Here is a 19,342-nt window from a genome sequence, read left to right as displayed (position 1 = left end):
AAGGTGCGGACCGGATGATCTCTGCTGACGACCTGATTGCGCTGGTCCGCAACTACAACCCCAAGACTAATGCTGATCGCATCGCCCGGGCCTATGAGTTCGGTATGCAGATGCACGAGGGGCAGTTCCGCCACTCGGGCGAGCCCTATTTCACCCATCCCGTTGCCGTTGCCGCTATTCTGACCGAACAGCGTTTGGATGATGCGACCATCATCACGGCCCTGCTGCACGACACGATCGAGGACACAAAGGCCAGCTATGGCAAGGTGGCCGATCTGTTCGGGAATGAGGTTGCCGAGCTTGTCGATGGTGTCACCAAGCTGACCAACCTGCAACTGTCCAGCCGGGAAACCAAGCAGGCGGAAAACTTCCGCAAACTGTTTATGGCCATGTCCAAGGACCTGCGGGTCATTCTGGTCAAGCTGGCCGACCGTCTGCACAACATGCGCACGATCAAGGCGATGCGCCCGGAAAAGCAGGTAATCAAGGCGCGCGAGACGATGGATATCTACGCGCCGCTTGCGGGCCGGATGGGGATGCAATGGATGCGTGAGGAGTTGGAAGACCTCGCCTTTCGTGTCCTGAACCCTGAAGGCCGTCAATCGATCATCCGCCGCTTCATCACGCTGCAACGGGAAACCGGAGATGTGATCCACCGCATCACCGGCGACATGCGGCACGAACTGGACAAGGCCGGGATCGAGGCCGAAGTGTTTGGCCGCGCCAAGAAACCCTATTCGATCTGGCGCAAGATGCAGGAAAAGGATCAGGGCTTTTCCCGCCTGTCCGACATCTACGGGTTCCGCATTATTACACCCAGCGAAGAAGACTGCTATCGCACCCTCGGCGCAATTCACCAGCGCTGGCGCGCGGTGCCGGGGCGGTTCAAGGATTACATCAGCCAGCCGAAATCGAACGGCTACCGCTCGATCCACACCACGGTGTCGGGCCGTGATGGCAAACGGGTCGAGGTGCAGATCCGCACCCGTCAGATGCATGACGTGGCCGAAACCGGCGTTGCGGCGCATTGGTCCTATCGCGATGGGGTGCGCACGGAAAACCCCTTTGCCGTTGATCCGGCCAAGTGGATTTCCAACCTGACCGAGCAGTTTGATAACGAGGAAGATCACGAAGATTTCCTCGAGGCTGTGAAGCTTGAGATGTATTCCGATCAGGTGTTTTGCTTTACGCCCAAGGGCGACGTGGTGAAGCTGCCGCGTGGGGCGACGCCGATCGATTTTGCCTACGCGATCCACACCCGCATCGGCCATGCCTGCGTGGGGGCCAAGGTCGATGGCATCCGCGTGCCGTTGTGGACCCGGCTCAAGAACGGTCAGTCGGTGGACATCATCACGGCTGACGGTCAGACGCCGCAGGTCACATGGCTTGAGATCGCGGTCACCGGCAAGGCCCGCACGGCCATCCGGCGTGCCCTGCGCGAAGTCGACCGCGAGCGATTTATCAAGCTGGGCAAGGAACTGGCGCGTTCGGGCTTTGAGCATGTGGGACGCAAGGCAACCGACAAAGCGTTGGACACCGCCGCCAAACACCTGCGCCTGAAGGATCGCCACGAATTGCTGGCCCGTCTGGGCAGCGCCGAACTGACCGCCCATGACGTGGTCGAGGCGGTTTACCCCGAACTGACCAAGGACGAAGGTGACGCCATCCCGCTGCGCCGCGCGGTGATCGGCCTGGAACCGGGGCAGAAGTTCGACCGCGCGCCCTGCTGCCAGCCTCTGCCCGGTGAACGCATCGTCGGCATTACCTATCGCGGCAAGGGCGTGGTCGTGCACGCCATTGATTGTGACCGTCTGGGCGAGTTCGAAAATGAACCCGAACGCTGGGTCGATCTGCACTGGCATTCCGGCACGCACCCCGCCGTCTATGGCGCGACGCTGGATCTGACCATCGGCAATGACGCCGGTGTGTTGGGGCGTATTTGCACATTGATCGGCGAGAAAAAGGCCAATATCTCGAACCTGGAATTCGTTGACCGGAAACCGGATTTTTACCGCCTGCTGATCAATGTGGAACTGCGCGATCTGGAACAGTTGCATTCCCTGATGCTGACGCTTGAGGCTGAAAGCGACGTCGCCGCTGTCGAGCGATACCGGGACCGGGCCAAAACACCCGTTTCGGCCGGCTGAGAAGGGGTGATCAGGAGTGGTTTTCAAGCGCCGAGATCGACGCTCGCCTGTCCAGATCGCATCGGAATTTGTCTATCCGCGTGGCGGTTGGACACGCGCGTTTCACTATGTCAAACACCGCGTCCGTCGCCTGCCGGACTCGCCTGAACGTATTGCACGTGGCATCGCAGCAGGCGTTTTTGCAGCCTTCACACCGTTTTACGGCCTGCATTTCGTCGTAGCTGCCATTGGTGCCCGGCTGATCAACGGCAACATACTGGCCGCCCTAAGCGGCACGTTCTTCGGCAACCCGCTAACCTATGTTCCGATCGGTGTGATCTGCCTGCAGACGGGGCATTTCCTGCTGGGCACCGAATTCGAAAAAAGCGAAACCCGCGGCCTGATGGGCAAATTTGCCGACGCGATGGGGGACCTCAAGAACAATTTCCTCGCGATGTTCACCGACCGCATTGCCGACTGGCACGGTCTGAGCGTTTTCTACCGCGAGGTTTTCTATCCCTACATGATCGGTGGTGTCCTGCCCGGCATTCTGGCTGGGCTGATCTGTGGCTATCTGAGCCTGCCCCTGATCCGCAGCTATCAGAATCGCCGACGCGCCAAAATCAAGGCGAAGTTTGAAGAAATCAAACGTCTGGCCGAAGCAAAGCCTGACGTTTCCGTGCAAAAGGCTCTAGGTTCGGGTCAAACCGTGAAAAAGGAATCGCGTGATGTCTGACAACCACTTGCGTCTTGGTGTAAATATCGACCACGTGGCCACCGTGCGCAACGCGCGTGGCGGGGCCTATCCCGACCCGCTGCGCGCCGCCAAACTGGCCGAAGAGGCCGGGGCCGATGGCATCACCGCCCATTTGCGCGAAGACCGCCGTCATATCTCGGATGCTGATATCGACGGGCTGATGGAGGTTCTGTCGGTGCCTTTGAATTTCGAAATGGCCGCGACGGACGAAATGCAGAAAATCGCCCTGCGCCACAAACCTCATGCCGTTTGCATCGTTCCCGAAAAGCGCGAGGAACGCACCACCGAAGGCGGGCTTGAAGTCGCGCGCGAGGAAAACAAGCTGGCCCATTTCATCGCCCCTCTTCGCGATGTCGGCTGCCGTGTCTCGATCTTCATCGCTGCCGATCAGCGCCAGATCGAGGCTGCTCACCGCATCGGGGCCGAGGTGATCGAACTGCACACCGGCGCCTATTGCGATGCCCATGCCGAAGGTCGCATGGAAGACGCCGCCCGCGAGCTGGAGGCCCTGCGCCAGATGTCCACCTTCGCCCATTCGCTGGGCCTTGAGGTTCACGCGGGCCATGGCCTGACCTACGACACGGTACAACCGGTCGCGGCCTTCCCCGAGGTGCGCGAGTTGAATATCGGCCATTTCCTGATCGGCGAGTCGATCTTTCTGGGCCTGTCTCCTGCTATTACCGAAATGCGCCGCCTGATGGACGAGGCGCGGGCGTGATCACGCCTGGCTTCATAGCCATCTGGTTGGCCTGGCTGATGGCCGGAGGCTCTCCGGGCCCGGCGACCATGGGCATCGCCGGAACCGCCATGAACGAAGGCCGCCGCGCCGGTCTGGTCTTTGCGCTGGGCATCTGCGCGGGCTCTGCTGCCTGGGGCATTGCCGCCGCGCTGGGCCTGTCGGCGATCATGCTGGCCAATGTCTGGGCGTTTGAAGTGATCCGTTATATCGGTGTTGCCTATCTGGGCTGGCTGGCCCTCAAGGCCCTGCGCCGGGCGATGACTTCCGACGAGGTGGCGCTGGGCAATCCGGTCACAGGGTCTCTGCCGACGATCTTTGCAAAAGGAGCGGCGATCCACCTGACGAACCCGAAGGCAATCGTCAGCTGGGGATCGATCTACGCCATCGTCGCGCCGAACGACGCCAGCCTTGCGATGCTGTTGGGTTATTTCGCTATGCTCTACGCAGGCTCACTGCTGATCTTCATCGGCTACGCCTTCCTGTTCTCGTCCGAGCGTATGGTCCGCACCTACCGCCGCGCCCGCCGCTGGTTTGATTTCGCCTTTGCCGGGTTCTTCGGGGTGGCGAGTTACAAGATTTTGACGGTACGGTTGTCGTGATGAAACTACACGAGACAGCAAGCCCATTGAAAACGCTCTTCAAATCTCACGAAGATGTTGGCTTGAACCGTCTCGGCTTTTTGTGCTTCGTCTTCGTCGATCTGATTGGACTGTATCTAATAAAGTGGTGGTTCGAATTCGAATGGCCATTCGCAACCCTTCCACTGGGACTGGCGATGTTTTTGGCTGCCACGTCCTACGGAATGGACAAAGGTATTCGCGGCAAGCCTCTTGGCGATAGCTACAAAAGTTGGATCATCGCCCGTCAGATGGTTCTCACAACTTTGGCGGCGGTGGCGGTGCTGATAACTTTCGCACTCGTTTTCGATGGCCCTTCAGATATCAACGTTCTGAGCAACACGGCCCTGATAGCAGGTGCCGAGTTGGCGCTTTGTATTATCGTTTCATTTTTGCTGTGCCGCTATGCTTTCGTTTTCGGAGTTAAGCGAGGATATTCGACCTTTCTGAAAATGGAAAAGACAAGCCAATGATCCTCGGCATCGGCACAGACCTCGCGAATATCGACCGCATTCAGGGCACGCTCGACCGCTTCGGCGACCGGTTTCGCAACCGCGTCTTCACCGAGATCGAACAGCGCAAGGCCGAGCGCCGCCATGACACCGCCGGAACCTACGCCAAACGCTGGGCCGCGAAAGAGGCATGCTCCAAGGCGTTGGGCACCGGATTGCGCATGGGGATCGCGTGGAAGGATATGGCCGTCACCAATCTGAAAACCGGCCAGCCTGTGATGCACGTGACCGGCTGGGCGGCCGAGCGCCTCAAGGAAATGACCCCCGAAGGGCACGAGGCCATCATCCATGTCACCCTGACGGATGATCATCCTTGGGCCCAAGCCTTTGTGGTGATCGAGGCACGTGTCGTCACAGACCCGGACGCAGCCTTGACTCACCCCCAACCGACCCGCATGTAGCACCCAACAATCCAAAAGACCGGAGAGCAGTATGGCCGAGGAAGCCAAATCAGGTAACGCCGTGTGGGAAACGATCAAAACCATCGTCTACGCCCTGCTGATCGCGGGCGTCTTCCGCACCCTGTTCTTTCAGCCCTTCTGGATTCCGTCCGGCTCGATGAAGCAGACCCTTCTGATCGGGGATTTCCTGTTCGTCAACAAGATGGCCTATGGCTATTCCTATGCGTCCTGCCCCAGCCTGATCATCCCAAGCGTTGGCCTGAACATCGATGCCGAGGATCTCTGTGGCTGGATGCAAGGCGACGACAACAGCCGCATCTGGGCGGGCGAGCCAGACCGTGGCGATGTCATCGTCTTCCGCCACCCGGTCACGGGTCGTGACTATATAAAACGTCTGATCGGCCTGCCCGGCGACCGTATCCAGATGCGTCAGGGGCAGATCATCCTGAACGGTACCCCGGTTCCGCAGCAGCCCGATGGCGTGTTCACCGAAATCGCCGAACCGCAGGGCCCGCAACGCCTGCGCCCGCGCTGCGAAAACGGCCCTGTTGGGATCGGCGGCATCTGTGAAAAAACCCGGTTGATTGAAACCCTGCCCAACGGCGTATCCTACGACGTTCTGAATATCGGCAATCAGGGGTCTGACAACACCGGCATCTATACGGTGCCCGAGGGTCACTATTTCTTCATGGGTGACAACCGCGACAATTCCAGCGACAGCCGCCTTCCGCAATCCGCTGGTGGTGTCGGTTATGTGCCTTACGAAAACCTGATCGGTCGCGCCGACCGGATCATGTTCTCGTCCGCAGGGCGGTCCATGCTGTTCTTCTGGACATGGCGCGGCGATCGCTTCTTCAAGGCGGTCAATTGAAGCTATCGGCCGAGATAAAGGCGTTCCAGCAGCGTTTGGGGTACGAATTCACCAACCCCGAACTGCTGTTGCGCGCGCTGACCCATGGCTCGGTCTCCTCGGCCACGCGACCGGATAACCAACGGCTCGAATTCCTCGGTGACCGGGTTTTGGGTCTTGTGATGGCAACGGCGCTGCTTGAGGCCGACAAGAAGGCCACCGAAGGCCAACTGGCCCCCCGCTTCAACGCGCTGGTCCGCAAAGAGGCCTGTGCCGATGTCGCCCGTCAGATCGATTTGGGCGCGGTCCTGAAACTGGGTCGATCCGAAATGCTGTCAGGTGGTCGTCGCAAACAGGCTCTTCTGGGCGACGCGATGGAGGCGGTGATCGCTGCCATCTACCGCGACGCCGGTTTCGAAGCCGCACGCGATGTGATCCTCGCGCTTTGGGGGGATCGTATCCACACGGTCGAGGCCGACGCCCGCGACGCCAAAACCTCGCTTCAGGAATGGGCTCAGGCACGTGGGCAAAAGCCCCCATCCTATGTCGAAATCAAACGCAGCGGCCCGGATCACGCGCCGGTCTTCACCATCGCCGCCCGCCTGCAGGACGGGACCGAGGCACAAGCCACCGCCGGGTCAAAACGTCAAGCCGAACAAGCCGCCGCCAAAGCTCTGCTCAACGACCTGCCGAAATAACGGCCTAACCCGGATCCGCTCTTCATCTGGCCAAAAATATCTCGGGGGTGAGCCCGGATGAAATCCGGGCGAGGGGGCTGGCCCCCTTCCGGTCGGATTGGCGCAGCCAATTCGACCCTCAAACAACCCGGATAAACCCGGTCAGCCCGGTTTTCTGATGCTCGATCACATGGCAATGAAACGCCCAGTCGCCGGGATTGTCCGCAACCAGCGCAATCTCGACCACCTCATCCTTCAGCAACAACATCGTGTCCGTCATCAGAGGCGGTAATTTGCGCTGGTTCGACGTGAGGGGCACAAAGGCCAGCCCGTGCAGGTGGATCGGATGCAGATTGGGCGATTCATTGCGCAGCCGCAGTACATAGCTTTTGCCCAATTCCAAAGTGGCCAGAGGCCCCACATCCTGCGCCGCGTCGCCCGACCACGGCGTTCGGTTGATCGACCAGAAATTGTAACCCAGTGATCCGCAGAACCCGTTATTCGGCGTCCCACCCTCGGGCGTCCAGCCAAAGACGAACTCATGCACTTCAGCCCGCGTCAAATCTGGTTTGGCAAGCGGATTGGCGGGCAGGGGGCGCAAGTCCCGCAAATCCCGCGCAACCGATCTGCCGATGGCGCGCAGTCTGGCCATGGGGCGTGGCGGGTTTCCCGGCAGTTTTGCCATCAGATCAACAATCTGCCCCTCACCATCCGGCATCGAAACGGCAAAATCGACCCTCTGACCCGGACCAACCAACAAGGGTTCCTCGGCACTGGGCATCGGCAGGTCGACCTCAACCGGATGTCCGTCCCAGGCAATGATCCGCGCTTCGGCCCCGGTCAGGTGCAGCTTGTAGATACGGGTGGTATCGGAATTTAGGACCCGCAACCGCACCAGCCCGCCCGCCACGTGATCGTAGACAGGTTCCGTCAGCCAGTTCGCCGTCGGCACATTTCCGAACGTCCCGGCGCGGGCCGCCCCGCGCGCGGTATAAGCCGGCAGAAACTGATCGTCATCATCCAGCCGAAAATCCCGCAGATTGATCACCTGTTCGCTGTCAAAACCCGGATCGTCCGCCTCGGCAATCACCATGACGCCGGTCAGACCATGGGCCATCTGCTCCATCGTCATGCAATGCGGGTGGTACCAGTATGTGCCCGCATCCGGCGGGGTGAATTCATACTCAAAAACCTCATTCGGCCCAATCGGCATCTGGGTCAGATAAGGCACCCCGTCCATCCCGTTCGGGATACGCAACCCGTGCCAGTGCATCGCGGTGTAATCGGGCAGCGTGTTGCGTACAGACAGCCGCATCACCTCACCCTGTTTGCCATATAGCACCGGGGGCGGCGCATCGGGTGACACGCTGACCATGCCGGTTGTGGTCTGATCGCGCAGGGTAAAACTGGCCGGTTGAATAACCAATTCCTCAGTACCTGACGCGCGCCCGAAACCACCCAGTCCCGCCGCCCCTGCAGCGGCTGCGCTGCCGATTAGAAACTCACGACGTTTCATGTCTTGCCTCTTTGAAAATGGGGATGCCTGGCTGGATCTGGCGCGGCGTGATCCGAAGGTGTCACCGCAAACGCATGGCCGCAATGCGACAAATCCCTCTGGCCCGCGTCGCCATTCTGCTATAGGGGTGCGCACTTGCAAACAGGATCGCCAGAGACATGACCACACGCGCCGGATTTATCGCCCTGATCGGAGAGCCCAACGCAGGCAAATCCACCCTCCTGAACCGTATGGTCGGGGCCAAGGTTTCGATCGTGACGCATAAGGTGCAGACCACCCGCGCGCGCATTCGCGGCGTGGCGATGGAGGGCAACGCGCAGTTGGTCTTTGTCGACACGCCGGGCCTGTTCAAACCCCGCCGCCGTCTGGACCGCGCCATGGTCGCCGCTGCGTGGGGCGGGGCCGCGGATGCCGATGTCGTTGTGCTGATGGTCGAAGCCCATCGTGGGATCACCGAAGGGGTCGAGCGTATCCTTGAGGGGCTGGAGGAGATCGGGCAGGGACGCACTGTTGCGCTGGCGATCAACAAGATCGACAAGGTGCCATCCGAGAAGCTGCTGGCGCTAACCAGCGATCTGAACGGGCGTTATCCGTTTGCCGAAACCTTCATGATTTCCGCCGAAAAGGGTCACGGGGTCGACGACCTGCGCAAATGGCTGGCCTCGGAACTGCCGGAAGGCCCGTGGCTGTATCCCGAAGATCAGATCGCCGATCTGCCCCTGCGCATGATCGCCGCCGAGATGACGCGCGAGAAGCTGACCCTGCGCCTGCATCAGGAACTGCCCTATCAATTGACCGTCGAGACCGAGAACTGGGAAGAGCGTAAGGACGGCTCGGCCAAGATCGATCAGGTCATCTACGTCATGCGCGACGGTCACAAAGGGATTGTTCTGGGCAAACGTGGCGAGACCATCAAGGCCGTCAGTCAGGCCGCACGGGCGGAGCTGGAAGAGTTCCTCGACCGCAAAATCCACCTGTTCCTGCAGGTCAAAGTCCGACCCAATTGGCTTGAGGAATCCGAGCGCTATTCGGAAATGGGTCTGGATTTCAAAGACGGCAACGCATGACCCGTCTGACAGCCGAGTTCTGGGTCCACGCCTATTTGGCACGGCTGCGCTTTCAGGAAATCCCGGCCTTTGTCGTCGCCCATGGAGACAACACCGCCGGGGCAGTACTGATCAAACTGAACACGCTGGACGGTCAGGCCGTCGCGTTCCAGCGCAGCTTTGACCTGATGAGCGGCGAGCGGAAGTGGATTGAACTTTCCTCTGGCCCCGAAAGCGACGTTGACGAGGCCATCCAACGCCAACGCCGCTTTGATCCGGACCTCTGGGTGATCGAGGTCGAAGATCGGCAGGGACGGCATTTGCTCGGGGAAGAGGGGTTGGAATAGCGGGCGGCGCTTCAACCTCTGCTGGGATAGCTGCACAAATCTTCACCATGCATCGCAGATGGTAAGAATTTTGACCCACGATAAACAAAACAATCCATTGCCCGCGTCTGGCTTCCAGTCATGTAGAACGCACCAATGAACTCCATGTCTCTAAAATAGAGGGATGCAGGAAACCCGACCTCTGCCAATGGTCCTATTATGCCGCAATCCCAGCCGGGGTCTCTCAATTGAGCGGCCTTTTCTTCCTGGCTGTCAAAGACACGAACTTCCGGGCCGGCCTGCAATTCGATCATCCAAATGTCGTTTGTCAGGACGATTGAACTGTCTTGGTGCCGGTAAAGATTCAGCTTCCGTGAGAAGTCAGCGATGAGGTATTCTGAGGTGCAAAAGACAGGGTCATCACAGACCACCACCCGACGGTGTTTTTTCCAACTGAGTGAACGTGGTATCGGGGCCTTCTGCACTGCAATAGTCAAACCTTTTACAGACGTTCCTCCGACTTTCCGGTCGGGTGCTTCGAAGGCGACAGAAACTGTAGGGTGGCGAATTGTAGCTATCGTAGCTGCAACGAGGCAGAAGAACGCGACAATTGCGAAGAAAAAGCATCTAATGACTTTCATAGAACAATCCTTGAACTGGAAAAGGTGCGGTAAACGAAGTTGAACGTGCCGGACCAACCTGTGATTGGTATTGAGCAGATTTTCGTATGTTGTTGTGTAGGTTTTCTGCAGTTTAAACGTGTTCGGGACATCTCTGCTTTGTGGCAAGCCGTTATCGCGCCAACCCTGACCCAATGAACGGTCAGCCGAAATGATTTGCGCTGTCCACCGGCCCCGAAAGCGACGTGGACGAGGCCATCCAACGCCAACGCCGCTTTGATCCCGACCTTTGGGTGATCGAGGTCGAAGATCGGCAGGGACGGCATTTGCTCGGGGAAGAGGGGTTGGAATAAGCTTGGCAGTTGGGTCTTTTACGCGCCGCTCAAAGCGACTATTTTGATGCAGGATGTGGTTGGGAAAACTGGCCTGATTTTGGAATAGCGCAAGACAATGAGGTGTTTGCTTGGCTGAAACGCTTGCGGAGAAACTGGAAAAATCCGAGCTCGGTCACTGGATGCAGCGGTTCGAGGGGTTCATGGTTTTCATCGGGGTCGTTGGTCCTTTTGCCACGCTTCCGCAGTTAATCAAACTCTATTTCACCCACTCGCAGCACGCGACCGGCCAGTCCCTGTTGTCCTGGTCCCTTTATGCTGCGCTGTCGTTTCTGTGGTTTGCCTATGGGTTGGTCGTCGGCAAACTGCCCATCTATGTGGGCAACGGGATTTCGATGGTGCTGAACCTTCTGATGGTGATCGGCATTCTGATCCACGCGGGTATGACCTTCTGAGGCGGGCGTTCAGCCTGCATCGCCAAAATAGACAAAGCTCATTTTGTTCCCGTCCGGGTCGCGCGCGTAACCGGCATAGAAGTTAGGGCCATACTGAGGCCGGTCGCCCGGATCACCTTCGTTCGATCCCCCATTGGCAAGCGCCGCCGCATGCGCCTCGCCCACTTCCGCTTTGCTTTCGCACAGCAGACCAACCATGTTTCCGTTTCCGACTGTCGCCGCCTCTTTGTCAAATGGCGTCGCGACCCACATGGACCCACCGCCCCGCAGTTCATAGCAGACCGCGTGCGGCATATATTCAGCGATGACCTTGCCGCCGATTTTGGGCACAACCGCGTCGTAATAGCTACGGGCTTTTTCGACATCGTTTGAGCCGATCATGACGTAGTTAAGGGACATCTGCTGAATCCTTACGTTGAGAACATAAAGGGAATAATAAGGGAACATTACTGCGTTAACAGGTTTCACGCAACGTGTTTTTGGAGGCCTGTAAAACCACCCTGATCCGTTTCTATCTTGAACCTGTAACAGCGTTGAGATTTCCTGCGGACATATCTGATAACCTAACGAGGCCAAACGTGGACTGGCGCGATCACGGCATACTTCTGACCTCTCGCCGCCACGGTGAAACCGCCGCAATTATTGAGGTCTTTACCGAAGCCCACGGACGCCACGCAGGGGTGGTACGCGGCGGCACCAGCCGCAAGATCGCCCCGATCCTGCAGCCGGGCGCGCAGTTGGACGTGCTGTGGCGGGCTCGGTTGGAAGAGCATATCGGCACATTTCAGGTCGAACCGCTGCGATCCCGCGCGGCGGCGGCGTTTTCGGGGCGGCTGGCATTAGCGGGTCTGAATGCGGTGGTCGCGCTGCTTTCCTTCTGCCTGCCTGAACGCGAGCCGCATCCCGCTATCTACAAGCAGACAGAACAGCTTATGGACCTTCTGGGGCAGGACGACATCTGGCCGCTTGCTTATCTGCGGTGGGAGGTGGCATTGCTTGAGGAGTTGGGGTTTGGGCTGGACCTGACCACCTGTGCTGTGACCGGATCCTCCGAGGGGTTGGTCTTTGTCTCGCCCAAGACCGGGCGGGCGGTTAGCGCGGCAGGGGCGGGTGACTGGGCGGACCGGTTGTTGCCGCTGCCGCCTTGCCTGCGCGGCGATGGGGCCGCACCGGATACCGAGATTGTCGATGCCTTGAAAACGACAGGGTATTTCTTGCACCACCGCGTGGCCCCGGCCTTGGGGCACACACCATTGCCCGAAGCGCGGGCAAGGTTTGTGGATCAGCTTACTCGGCGCCTGTGAACACCATCTCGTGCCCGTCGTCGTTGCGCAGGATCAGCACATCGCCGGACACTTCGGATTGGGTCATGGTCAGCAGGGCGGCAAAGTACATACCTTCCTGCTCAAGCTCGGGGCAGGCGGCGCGTGTGGCGCTCAGGTCCTGAACCTCGAACCACGGGTATGGCGCGTTCAGGCTGCCTTTATAGCTGTTGCAGGGGGCTTGCCCTGCGATCCGCCCCTCTTCCGGGAATTGTAGCTGCGCGTTTGCGGAATAGGCCTGCCCATCGATCTCTTGCAGTTTCCAAGTCTGGTCGGCAGCGCCATAGGCAGCCAACGTCTCGTCCTGTTGGCATTGAAACAGCCCCATCAGCGGCAGGATCAAGGCATAGCGGATCATTGCAACCTCCTTCGGACCGGGGTCTTTGCAATACGCGTTTAGGCCGCTGCGTTTGGGCTGGTCAAGTCGTTGCAAGCCTTTGTGCGAAAGGCGAGATGCTAGAACGCCAGTTCGCCGCTCAGCAATTGCTCTCGTACCTCCAGCCGTGGACGCCAGTTGTATCTTGTGTCATTTCGGACGGGCGCCCAGAACAACGCGCCGCTTTGACGCCAGGGGTCGAGGATCAGGCCGTCATACATCGAATCCCCCTTGGCGCTGATCAGGGCCGAATGGTGGATGATCCGAAACTCTGTCGGTGGGGATGTGGCCCAGTGCAAGTCCAGCGTCCGGAAATTCTCCTGCCGCAACCGTGTGGTCATGGCCTGTGCCCAGTCATTGCACAGGCCCTTTTCGCGAAGGCCGTTAATGATCTTTGCGTTGTGAATGATCGCAGGGTCGGTGACGTTCCACTCTTGCGCCAGTTGCCGAGAGTAGCTGTAGGAAATCTGCGCCGCCGTACGCGCCTCGACCGGATCGACATTTGGTCCAAGGGACTGAATGGCCTGTGCCAGCGCATCGACATCGGTCTGGCTGGCGATTGGCACGGTCTTTGCGCACCCCGCCAAGGCAAAGGATACCAAGGTCGCCAAAAGCAAAAAAAGTCGTCTGGTCATTTCGGGTGCCTGTAAACCGTCTTGAGGGTCGTCGGGGCGCTCTAACCGGGTTTCGGGTCAATTTCAAAGGGGAAGTTCCGACCTCGGCGGATCACATCCAATTCCCATCGGCGCGGCACCCTGGATCCAGGCAAAACGGTCAACGAAAGAAAAAGACCCGGCGCAAAGGCCGGGTCAGTTGGGGAAACAGGAGTGCCGAATTCGGTCAGCCGAGCAGACGTCGTGCGATGACCTGTGCCTGAATTTCGGCGGCTCCCTCGAAAATATTCAGAATGCGTGCGTCGCAAAGGACGCGGCTGATCTTGTATTCCAGTGCAAAGCCGTTGCCGCCGTGGATTTGCAGCCCGTTGTCGGCGGCAGCCCAGGCGACACGCGCGCCCAGCAGCTTGGCCATGCCTGCCTCAAGATCGCAGCGGTGACCATGATCCTTTTCCCATGCCGAGAAATAGGTCAACTGGCGCGCGATCATGATCTCGACCGCCATCATCGCCAGCTTGCCCGACACGCGCGGGAAGTTGATCAGCGATTTGCCAAACTGTTTGCGATCCTGCGCGTATTGCATGGCGATATCCAGCGCGCTTTGGGCCACGCCAATGGCGCGGGCAGCGGTCTGGATGCGGGCGGATTCAAACGTCTCCATCAGCTGTTTGAAGCCTTTGCCCTCTTCGCCACCCAGCAGGTTTTCACCCTTGACCTTGAAGCCGTCAAAGCCCAGCTCGTATTCCTTCATGCCGCGATAGCCCAGCACCTCGATCTCGCCGCCGGTCATACCGGGGGTGGGGAAGGGGGCGTCATCCGTGCCGGGGGTTTTCTCGGCCAGGAACATGGACAGGCCACGGTGATCGGTGGTGTCAGGATCGGTGCGCGCCAACAAGGTCATGACATGGGTGCGGGCCGCATGGGTGATCCAGGTCTTGTTGCCGGTGATCTCATAATCACCTTCGGCATTCTTGACCGCGCGGGTGCGCAAGCTGCCAAGGTCCGAGCCGGTATTGGGTTCCGTGAAGACGGCGGTGGGCAGAATCTCGGCGCTGGCCAGTTTAGGCAGCCAGTTGGCCTTTTGCTCATCCGTACCGCCCGCCAGGATCAACTCGGCCGCGATCTCGGACCGGGTACCCAACGAGCCGACGCCGATATAGCCGCGCGACAGTTCCTCGGACACGACGCACATCGAAGCTTTGGACAGACCGAAACCGCCGAACTCTTCAGGGATGGTCAGACCGAACACGCCCATTTCGGCCAGTTCCTCGATGATTTCCATCGGGATCAATTCGTCCTTGAGGTGCCAGTCATGCGCATTGGGCTCGACCTTTTCGACCGCATAGCGGCGGAACTGGTCGCGGATCATTTCAAGCTCTTCGTCAAGGCCCGAAGCTCCGAACATGGCAGAACCGGCTTGCGCCTCCATCAGCTCGACCAGCCGCGTCCGAGCGGCCTGCGAGTTGGCCTGCGCCATCAGAGTTTGAATTTCCGAACTTTGGAAGTTGGACAGCGCGTCCCAGCCAAGGCCCAGATCCTGCAGGCGCACAAGCTCGCCCTGGTTCATTGGGATGCCGCCCGCGACCTGATGCAGGTATTCCCCAAAGGCGATCTGGTGCAGCAATTGCTCGATTTCGCCAAATTTGCCGTCTGCGTCCAACGCTTCGGCCCAGCGCTGCATCTGCTTCAACGACTGATAGTAGGTGGCCAGCCAGGCCAGCCCGTGTGCGGCCGTTTGGTTGGCTTCGATCAGGGCGCCGGACACGCGACCGTCGGATGTCACCATCTCGCGAACCGAATTGCGCGCCTTCTCGAAAACGGCTTCGACAGCCGGGACGGCCTGCCGGGTCAAGGTCAGAAGATCGGGCAAAATCGCGTGTGTGGTCATCTGGGTCATATCCTGTCCGTCATGGGCCATGAATCGTGTCCTTTTCTGGGTCGTCTGGTCATATCATTTTGCACATGCAGCGCAACAAAAATACGTATTACGTGGCGATAAAGTTCGAAAATTTCCCGATCGTTTTGCAGTGCAGAAAGGGTTCATTGGGAGAATTAGCGGCAAATCCGTTGATTTCCACCGGGCCGGGCCGGGGTCAAATTGGGGGTATTTGTCGCAGGCCCGGGGGCGTCAACCGTCTGGCGATGACAGCGCCTCAGCGCCGTTTGTCGGCAAAGCGGAAGGCGAAATAGAGCCCGAGCATCAGGAAGAACAGACCCGAGATGTCGCCGATCAAAAAGGCGATATACTCGACCGTCGCGCTGCCAAAGGCCAGATTGGTCAGACCCGAAACCAGAAAGGATGTGACGATCCCAACGCCCATCACGCAAATCCAGCAGGGCTTTTTGTCGGGGCGTGGAAACAGGTCCCAACCGGCCCATTTCAGCAGGTAGAAGACCACCGGAACGGTCGTGACAGCGATTGCCATCGCCATCAGGCGGCTGGGCAGGAAAACATCCGTTCCCCCCAGAAAAGCGAAGACCAGAAAAACGCCCGGCAGCAGGGCAAAGATCGCGCGCCAGCCTAACAGCCAGGCGGAAAGCACGCGCACTCCATGGGGCAGGAACAGCAGGCTGGCCCGGCTTGGGTATTCCGGAAAGAACATGTTCTGAAGCGGCATCAGAACCTCGAAGGTGAGGAACGATGCGACCACATAGGCCAAAGAGGCAAAGAAGGTTTCAGAGGCCCACTTGCGCACCGGAACTAGCCACCGATGCGCCCAAGGCCCAGCTTATCTGGGCGCATGTACGATATAACGTCCCCGGTTGGCATTGCCGCTTTGCGACAGATAGCCTTTTTCGACCAGAGATTTCAGCGCGCGGAAAAATGTCGGGCGCGAGACGCTCTGAACCAGTGTGTGTTCGATCAGACCAAAGGTGCGAACCTCCTGATCGGCCTTGGACAGTTCCTCTGCGGCGTAGTAGATGTCACGCTCAACCGGGGATAGCTTTTCCAGCCCCAGCGTTCGCTCCATGCTTTGCATCAGCTTGCGCAGTTCGGTCAGTTTCGAGATTTCGGTCATAATTCTTACCTGTCTTTGTCTGTGCCAAACGCCGTCCAGTCACGACGGTTCAGAACACGCTGATCGCGAGATATGTCAGCAAGTCCCATATTGACACTCATCCCCATGCCAGTAGACTACCAGTCTGATTAGGTTGCCCAATTTGCCGAGGTGAGTGTGCTGGCTTAGGCAACCCAAAGGTCTTTTAAGTTTCGGCCCGGTGCAAATGCGCCGGGTCTTTTCGGTTTAATGACCCAAATCCCTATCCCAACCAGGCATTCAGAACAATAAATTTGTTCGTGAGGTGCGTCAGTTGCAACTTTGGGTTGATCATCAGTGGATTCGCAAGCGCAGAAAAAAGGGGCGCGGACGCCCCTTAATCCGGATCAGCCGATTGCGACGGCTTTGATGTCCTCGTCGATGAAGGGGACATATTGTTCGAAGTTTTCGGCAAACATCTGCACCAGCTTTGCGGCCTGCTTGTCGAACGCTTCCTGATCATCCCAGGTGCGGCGCGGATCCAGCAGAACCTCAGCGACGCCGGGCACTGTGACCGGGACGTCAAAGCCAAAGTTGGCATCCTTGCGGAACTCGGCGTCGCGCAGCGAGCCTTCCAGAGCCGCGGTCAACAGCGCGCGGGTCGCGCGGATCGGCATCCGGCTGCCAACGCCATAGGCCCCACCGGTCCAGCCGGTATTCACCAGCCAGCAGGTCGCGCCATGCTGGGCGATCTTGTCGCGCAGCAGGTTGCCATAGGCCTCGGGGCGGCGCGGCATGAAGGGCGCGCCGAAACAAGTCGAGAAGGTCGGCTGCGGCTCGGTCACGCCACGTTCGGTGCCCGCCACCTTCGAGGTGAAGCCCGAGAGGAAGTGATACATCGCCTGCGCCGGTGTCAGCCGCGCGATCGGAGGCAGAACGCCGAAGGCATCGCATGTCAGCATGATGATGTTCTTCGGATGCCCGCCCAGCGCGGTTTTCGACGCGTTCGAGATGTATTCCAGCGGATAGGCGCAGCGCATGTTCGCGGTCAGCGAATCGTCGTCGAAATCCAGCTCTTTGGTTTCGGGATCGAAGACCATATTCTCGATGACGGTGCCGAACTTGCTGGTCGTCGCGTAGATTTCCGGCTCGGCCTCGGCGCTGAGGTTGATGGTCTTGGCATAGCAGCCACCTTCGAAGTTGAACGTGCCGCGATCCGACCAGCCGTGTTCGTCATCCCCGATCAGGATCCGCGACGGGTCTGCCGACAGAGTTGTCTTGCCGGTGCCCGACAGGCCGAAGAACACGGCAGTATCCACCGGGTTGCCAACCGCGTGGTTGGCCGAGCAGTGCATCGGCATCACGCCTTTTTCCGGCAGCATGTAGTTCAGCAGGGTGAAGACGGATTTCTTGTTCTCGCCTGCATATTCCGTGCCACCGATCAGGATCAGCTTGCGGTCGAAGTTCATTGCAATCACGGTATCGCTGCGGCAGTCGTGCTTGGCCGGGTCGGCCTGGAAGCTGGGGCAGTTGATGACAGTGAAATCTGCGATGAACTCGTCCAGATCCTCACGATCCGGGCGACGCAGCAGGTGGCGGATGAACAGGTTGTGCCAGGCCAGTTCGGTCACCATGCGCACATTGATCGAATAGGCCGGATCGGCCCCGCCGACGAGATCCTGCACGAAATAGTCACGACCCTTCATATGCTCGACCATGTCGTCATAAAGGGCGTCGAAACCTTCCGGGCTCATCGCCGCGTTGTTTTCCCACCAGATGCTGTCGGCCACACTGTCGGTCTTGACGACGTGTTTGTCCTTGGGCGAACGGCCGGTGAATTTACCGGTGGTGACCAGGAAGGCCCCGCCATTGCCAAGGGTGCCTTCGCCCCGCTTTAGGGCCTCTTCGAGCAGCGCCGGTTCCATGAAGTTGTAATAGACATTGCCCAGACCCTCGATGCCCTGATCTTCGAGGCGGAATTGCGGGTTAACCCGTCCAGATGTCATGCGTATCTTCTCCTGTGCGGCGCGGCGGCGGTTGGCCGGGTGCGCTCTTGGGGCATTTTGCCGGGACATACCGGCCGATGGGCGGGTCTTATCACGGTCGTTTGGGGCATGAACAGGACGGTTTGGCGCAGTTAGCGCAACCAAGTTAAAGTTTAGCGCCACCAAAGATTTCCTGTCGGAAAACCGGGCAGCATTTTGCGGGCAGCAAGGCATTTTTGCCTCATAGCTGCCGCAACAATGGCACGATTCGCAGTTACGCATTGATTCGGCGCATCAAAAACGCCAACAATGCCTTACAAAAAAGCGTATTATTGCGTAAGTGAGCAGGAATAGGGGTAAGCCCGATGTCAAAGATTGCACTGGTGGATGACGATAGAAACATTCTGACGTCCGTATCCATGACGCTCGAGGCCGAAGGGTTCGAGGTTGAAACTTACAATGACGGTCAGGCCGCGCTGGACGCGTTTAACAAAAAGCTGCCGGACATGGCCGTACTAGATATCAAGATGCCGCGCATGGATGGCATGGATCTGTTGCAGCGCCTGCGCCAAAAGACGCAGATGCCGGTGATCTTCCTGACCTCGAAAGACGATGAGATTGACGAGGTTCTGGGTCTGCGTATGGGTGCGGACGACTACGTGAAAAAGCCGTTCTCGCAGCGTCTGCTGGTCGAGCGCATTCGCGCGTTGCTGCGGCGGCAAGAGGCAACCAGCGGTGACGCTTCGGCCGCCAACACCGGCGATACCAAAGTGATGGAACGCGGCGACCTGCGGATGGATCCGCTGCGCCATGCGGTCACCTGGAAGGGGACGGATGTGTCCCTGACCGTGACCGAGTTCCTGTTGCTGCAGGCGCTGGCGCAACGTCCGGGTTTTGTCAAAAGCCGGGATCAGTTGATGGATGTGGCCTATGACGATCAGGTCTATGTGGACGACCGCACCATCGACAGCCACATCAAGCGGCTGCGCAAGAAGATGCGTGCTGCTGATCCCGAGTTTTCGGCTATCGAAACCCTTTATGGTATCGGGTACAGATACAACGAAGAATAGGCGCGGCCATCTACAAGGGGTAA

The 19,342-nt window shown here is 59.0% G+C and carries 22 protein-coding genes and 1 pseudogene; 14 read left to right on the top strand and 9 right to left on the bottom strand.

The features are described 5' to 3' along the window. Positions 1-14: 14 nt before the first annotated feature. The 8 genes from ACR0KX_RS16455 to rnc are packed head-to-tail and all read left to right on the top strand — an operon-like array spanning position 15 to position 6,700. Positions 15-2,147, top strand: coding sequence for a RelA/SpoT family protein (locus tag ACR0KX_RS16455; protein ID WP_170454659.1), 2,133 nt, complete (start codon positions 15-17; stop codon positions 2,145-2,147). 16 nt (positions 2,148-2,163) lie between these two features. Continuing rightward, the gene (locus ACR0KX_RS16450) at positions 2,164-2,862 is read left to right on the top strand and encodes a DUF2062 domain-containing protein (RefSeq protein ID WP_170454657.1); all 699 of its coding nucleotides are present in this window, start codon (positions 2,164-2,166) and stop codon (positions 2,860-2,862) included. Continuing rightward, on the top strand, positions 2,855-3,601 hold the full coding sequence (locus tag ACR0KX_RS16445) for a pyridoxine 5'-phosphate synthase (RefSeq protein WP_170454654.1): 747 nt from the start codon (positions 2,855-2,857) through the stop codon (positions 3,599-3,601). The genes ACR0KX_RS16450 and ACR0KX_RS16445 overlap by 8 nt, the downstream gene beginning before the upstream one ends. After that, on the top strand, positions 3,598-4,221 hold the full coding sequence (locus ACR0KX_RS16440) for a LysE family translocator (protein ID WP_170454652.1): 624 nt from the start codon (positions 3,598-3,600) through the stop codon (positions 4,219-4,221). The genes ACR0KX_RS16445 and ACR0KX_RS16440 overlap by 4 nt, the downstream gene beginning before the upstream one ends. Further along, on the top strand, positions 4,221-4,712 hold the full coding sequence (locus ACR0KX_RS16435; RefSeq protein ID WP_170624239.1) for a hypothetical protein: 492 nt from the start codon (positions 4,221-4,223) through the stop codon (positions 4,710-4,712). Before ACR0KX_RS16440 ends, ACR0KX_RS16435 begins: the two co-directional genes overlap by 1 nt. After that, the gene (gene acpS, locus ACR0KX_RS16430; RefSeq protein ID WP_170454649.1) at positions 4,709-5,152 is read left to right on the top strand and encodes a holo-ACP synthase; all 444 of its coding nucleotides are present in this window, start codon (positions 4,709-4,711) and stop codon (positions 5,150-5,152) included. Before ACR0KX_RS16435 ends, acpS begins: the two co-directional genes overlap by 4 nt. A gap of 31 nt (positions 5,153-5,183) precedes the next feature. After that, positions 5,184-6,023 carry a signal peptidase I gene (gene lepB, locus ACR0KX_RS16425; RefSeq protein ID WP_170624236.1) on the top strand — a complete coding sequence of 280 codons (840 nt, stop codon included), beginning with the start codon at positions 5,184-5,186 and terminating at the stop codon, positions 6,021-6,023. Continuing rightward, on the top strand, positions 6,020-6,700 hold the full coding sequence (gene rnc / locus ACR0KX_RS16420; protein WP_170455037.1) for a ribonuclease III: 681 nt from the start codon (positions 6,020-6,022) through the stop codon (positions 6,698-6,700). The genes lepB and rnc overlap by 4 nt, the downstream gene beginning before the upstream one ends. A 118-nt stretch (positions 6,701-6,818) precedes the next feature. Here rnc and ACR0KX_RS16415 read toward each other — a convergent pair whose 3' ends face one another. Further along, complete coding sequence (locus ACR0KX_RS16415; RefSeq protein WP_170624234.1) at positions 6,819-8,195, bottom strand: multicopper oxidase family protein; 1,377 nt, start codon at positions 8,193-8,195, stop codon at positions 6,819-6,821. Between the two features lie 158 nt (positions 8,196-8,353). Between ACR0KX_RS16415 and era the strand changes: the two genes are divergently transcribed. Continuing rightward, positions 8,354-9,262: a GTPase Era gene (era, locus tag ACR0KX_RS16410; protein ID WP_170624231.1), complete on the top strand. Its 909-nt coding sequence runs from the start codon at positions 8,354-8,356 to the stop codon at positions 9,260-9,262. Further along, positions 9,259-9,588: a DUF1491 family protein gene (locus tag ACR0KX_RS16405; RefSeq protein WP_170624229.1), complete on the top strand. Its 330-nt coding sequence runs from the start codon at positions 9,259-9,261 to the stop codon at positions 9,586-9,588. Before era ends, ACR0KX_RS16405 begins: the two co-directional genes overlap by 4 nt. Before the next feature lie 11 nt (positions 9,589-9,599). Here ACR0KX_RS16405 and ACR0KX_RS16400 read toward each other — a convergent pair whose 3' ends face one another. Next, positions 9,600-10,208 (bottom strand): hypothetical protein, encoded by a 609-nt coding sequence (locus tag ACR0KX_RS16400; RefSeq protein ID WP_170624227.1) that lies wholly within the window; start codon positions 10,206-10,208, stop codon positions 9,600-9,602. A 200-nt stretch (positions 10,209-10,408) separates the two neighbouring features. Here ACR0KX_RS16400 and ACR0KX_RS16395 point away from each other — a divergent pair. Both ACR0KX_RS16395 and ACR0KX_RS16390 read left to right on the top strand, forming a co-directional pair. After that, positions 10,409-10,540 (top strand): annotated as a pseudogene (locus tag ACR0KX_RS16395) (DUF1491 family protein); the annotation flags it as partial. Positions 10,541-10,650: 110 nt separating this feature from the next. Then, positions 10,651-10,974: a SemiSWEET transporter gene (locus ACR0KX_RS16390; protein WP_170454640.1), complete on the top strand. Its 324-nt coding sequence runs from the start codon at positions 10,651-10,653 to the stop codon at positions 10,972-10,974. Between the two features lie 9 nt (positions 10,975-10,983). On the opposite strand, the gene ACR0KX_RS16385 is transcribed toward ACR0KX_RS16390, so the two are convergent. Beyond that, positions 10,984-11,373, bottom strand: a complete 390-nt coding sequence (locus tag ACR0KX_RS16385) for a VOC family protein (protein ID WP_170454639.1) — start codon at positions 11,371-11,373, stop codon at positions 10,984-10,986. 179 nt (positions 11,374-11,552) lie between these two features. Here ACR0KX_RS16385 and recO point away from each other — a divergent pair, with 179 nt between their 5' ends. After that, the gene (recO, locus tag ACR0KX_RS16380; RefSeq protein ID WP_170624847.1) at positions 11,553-12,278 is read left to right on the top strand and encodes a DNA repair protein RecO; all 726 of its coding nucleotides are present in this window, start codon (positions 11,553-11,555) and stop codon (positions 12,276-12,278) included. Here the strand turns inward: recO and ACR0KX_RS16375 are convergent. The 6 genes from ACR0KX_RS16375 to ACR0KX_RS16350 all read right to left on the bottom strand — a co-directional run bounded on the left by ACR0KX_RS16375 (position 12,262) and on the right by ACR0KX_RS16350 (position 18,270). Further along, entirely contained in the window at positions 12,262-12,654 is a 393-nt protein-coding gene (locus ACR0KX_RS16375) for an META domain-containing protein (protein WP_170624846.1), read from the bottom strand. The two genes, recO and ACR0KX_RS16375, sit on opposite strands and share 17 nt — an antisense overlap. 98 nt (positions 12,655-12,752) lie before the next feature. After that, positions 12,753-13,307 carry a hypothetical protein gene (locus ACR0KX_RS16370; RefSeq protein WP_170624845.1) on the bottom strand — a complete coding sequence of 185 codons (555 nt, stop codon included), beginning with the start codon at positions 13,305-13,307 and terminating at the stop codon, positions 12,753-12,755. A gap of 205 nt (positions 13,308-13,512) precedes the next feature. Next, positions 13,513-15,204 carry an acyl-CoA dehydrogenase family protein gene (locus ACR0KX_RS16365; protein WP_170624844.1) on the bottom strand — a complete coding sequence of 564 codons (1,692 nt, stop codon included), beginning with the start codon at positions 15,202-15,204 and terminating at the stop codon, positions 13,513-13,515. A gap of 235 nt (positions 15,205-15,439) precedes the next feature. Continuing rightward, positions 15,440-15,982 carry a hypothetical protein gene (locus ACR0KX_RS16360; RefSeq protein ID WP_480708603.1) on the bottom strand — a complete coding sequence of 181 codons (543 nt, stop codon included), beginning with the start codon at positions 15,980-15,982 and terminating at the stop codon, positions 15,440-15,442. Positions 15,983-16,015: 33 nt separating this feature from the next. Continuing rightward, the gene (locus ACR0KX_RS16355) at positions 16,016-16,306 is read right to left on the bottom strand and encodes a hypothetical protein (RefSeq protein WP_170454629.1); all 291 of its coding nucleotides are present in this window, start codon (positions 16,304-16,306) and stop codon (positions 16,016-16,018) included. Between the two features lie 365 nt (positions 16,307-16,671). Further along, the gene (locus tag ACR0KX_RS16350; RefSeq protein ID WP_170454627.1) at positions 16,672-18,270 is read right to left on the bottom strand and encodes a phosphoenolpyruvate carboxykinase; all 1,599 of its coding nucleotides are present in this window, start codon (positions 18,268-18,270) and stop codon (positions 16,672-16,674) included. Positions 18,271-18,614: 344 nt separating this feature from the next. Between ACR0KX_RS16350 and ACR0KX_RS16345 the strand changes: the two genes are divergently transcribed. Continuing rightward, the gene (locus ACR0KX_RS16345; RefSeq protein ID WP_170454625.1) at positions 18,615-19,319 is read left to right on the top strand and encodes a response regulator transcription factor; all 705 of its coding nucleotides are present in this window, start codon (positions 18,615-18,617) and stop codon (positions 19,317-19,319) included. Positions 19,320-19,342 lie beyond the last annotated feature (23 nt).

Source organism: Ruegeria sp. BG5 (genome assembly GCF_056538425.1).
Note: the sequence above shows the minus strand (reverse complement) of the source record. Positions and strands in the feature narration are given on the sequence as shown.

Excerpts from the sequence above, each read along its gene's own strand:
- ACR0KX_RS16405 (WP_170624229.1), top strand. The coding sequence starts at position 9,259 with ATGACCCGTCTGACAGCCGAGTTCTGGGTCCACGCCTATTTGGCACGG.
- ACR0KX_RS16445 (WP_170454654.1), top strand. The coding sequence starts at position 2,855 with ATGTCTGACAACCACTTGCGTCTTGGTGTAAATATCGACCACGTGGCC.
- ACR0KX_RS16455 (WP_170454659.1), top strand. The coding sequence starts at position 15 with ATGATCTCTGCTGACGACCTGATTGCGCTGGTCCGCAACTACAACCCC.
- ACR0KX_RS16370 (WP_170624845.1), bottom strand. The coding sequence starts at position 13,307 with ATGACCAGACGACTTTTTTTGCTTTTGGCGACCTTGGTATCCTTTGCC.
- ACR0KX_RS16385 (WP_170454639.1), bottom strand. The coding sequence starts at position 11,373 with ATGTCCCTTAACTACGTCATGATCGGCTCAAACGATGTCGAAAAAGCC.
- ACR0KX_RS16400 (WP_170624227.1), bottom strand. The coding sequence starts at position 10,208 with ATGAAAGTCATTAGATGCTTTTTCTTCGCAATTGTCGCGTTCTTCTGC.
- ACR0KX_RS16375 (WP_170624846.1), bottom strand. The coding sequence starts at position 12,654 with ATGATCCGCTATGCCTTGATCCTGCCGCTGATGGGGCTGTTTCAATGC.
- ACR0KX_RS16350 (WP_170454627.1), bottom strand. The coding sequence starts at position 18,270 with ATGACATCTGGACGGGTTAACCCGCAATTCCGCCTCGAAGATCAGGGC.
- acpS (WP_170454649.1), top strand. The coding sequence starts at position 4,709 with ATGATCCTCGGCATCGGCACAGACCTCGCGAATATCGACCGCATTCAG.
- lepB (WP_170624236.1), top strand. The coding sequence starts at position 5,184 with ATGGCCGAGGAAGCCAAATCAGGTAACGCCGTGTGGGAAACGATCAAA.
- era (WP_170624231.1), top strand. The coding sequence starts at position 8,354 with ATGACCACACGCGCCGGATTTATCGCCCTGATCGGAGAGCCCAACGCA.
- ACR0KX_RS16355 (WP_170454629.1), bottom strand. The coding sequence starts at position 16,306 with ATGACCGAAATCTCGAAACTGACCGAACTGCGCAAGCTGATGCAAAGC.
- ACR0KX_RS16365 (WP_170624844.1), bottom strand. The coding sequence starts at position 15,204 with ATGGCCCATGACGGACAGGATATGACCCAGATGACCACACACGCGATT.
- ACR0KX_RS16415 (WP_170624234.1), bottom strand. The coding sequence starts at position 8,195 with ATGAAACGTCGTGAGTTTCTAATCGGCAGCGCAGCCGCTGCAGGGGCG.
- ACR0KX_RS16435 (WP_170624239.1), top strand. The coding sequence starts at position 4,221 with ATGAAACTACACGAGACAGCAAGCCCATTGAAAACGCTCTTCAAATCT.
- ACR0KX_RS16345 (WP_170454625.1), top strand. The coding sequence starts at position 18,615 with ATGTCAAAGATTGCACTGGTGGATGACGATAGAAACATTCTGACGTCC.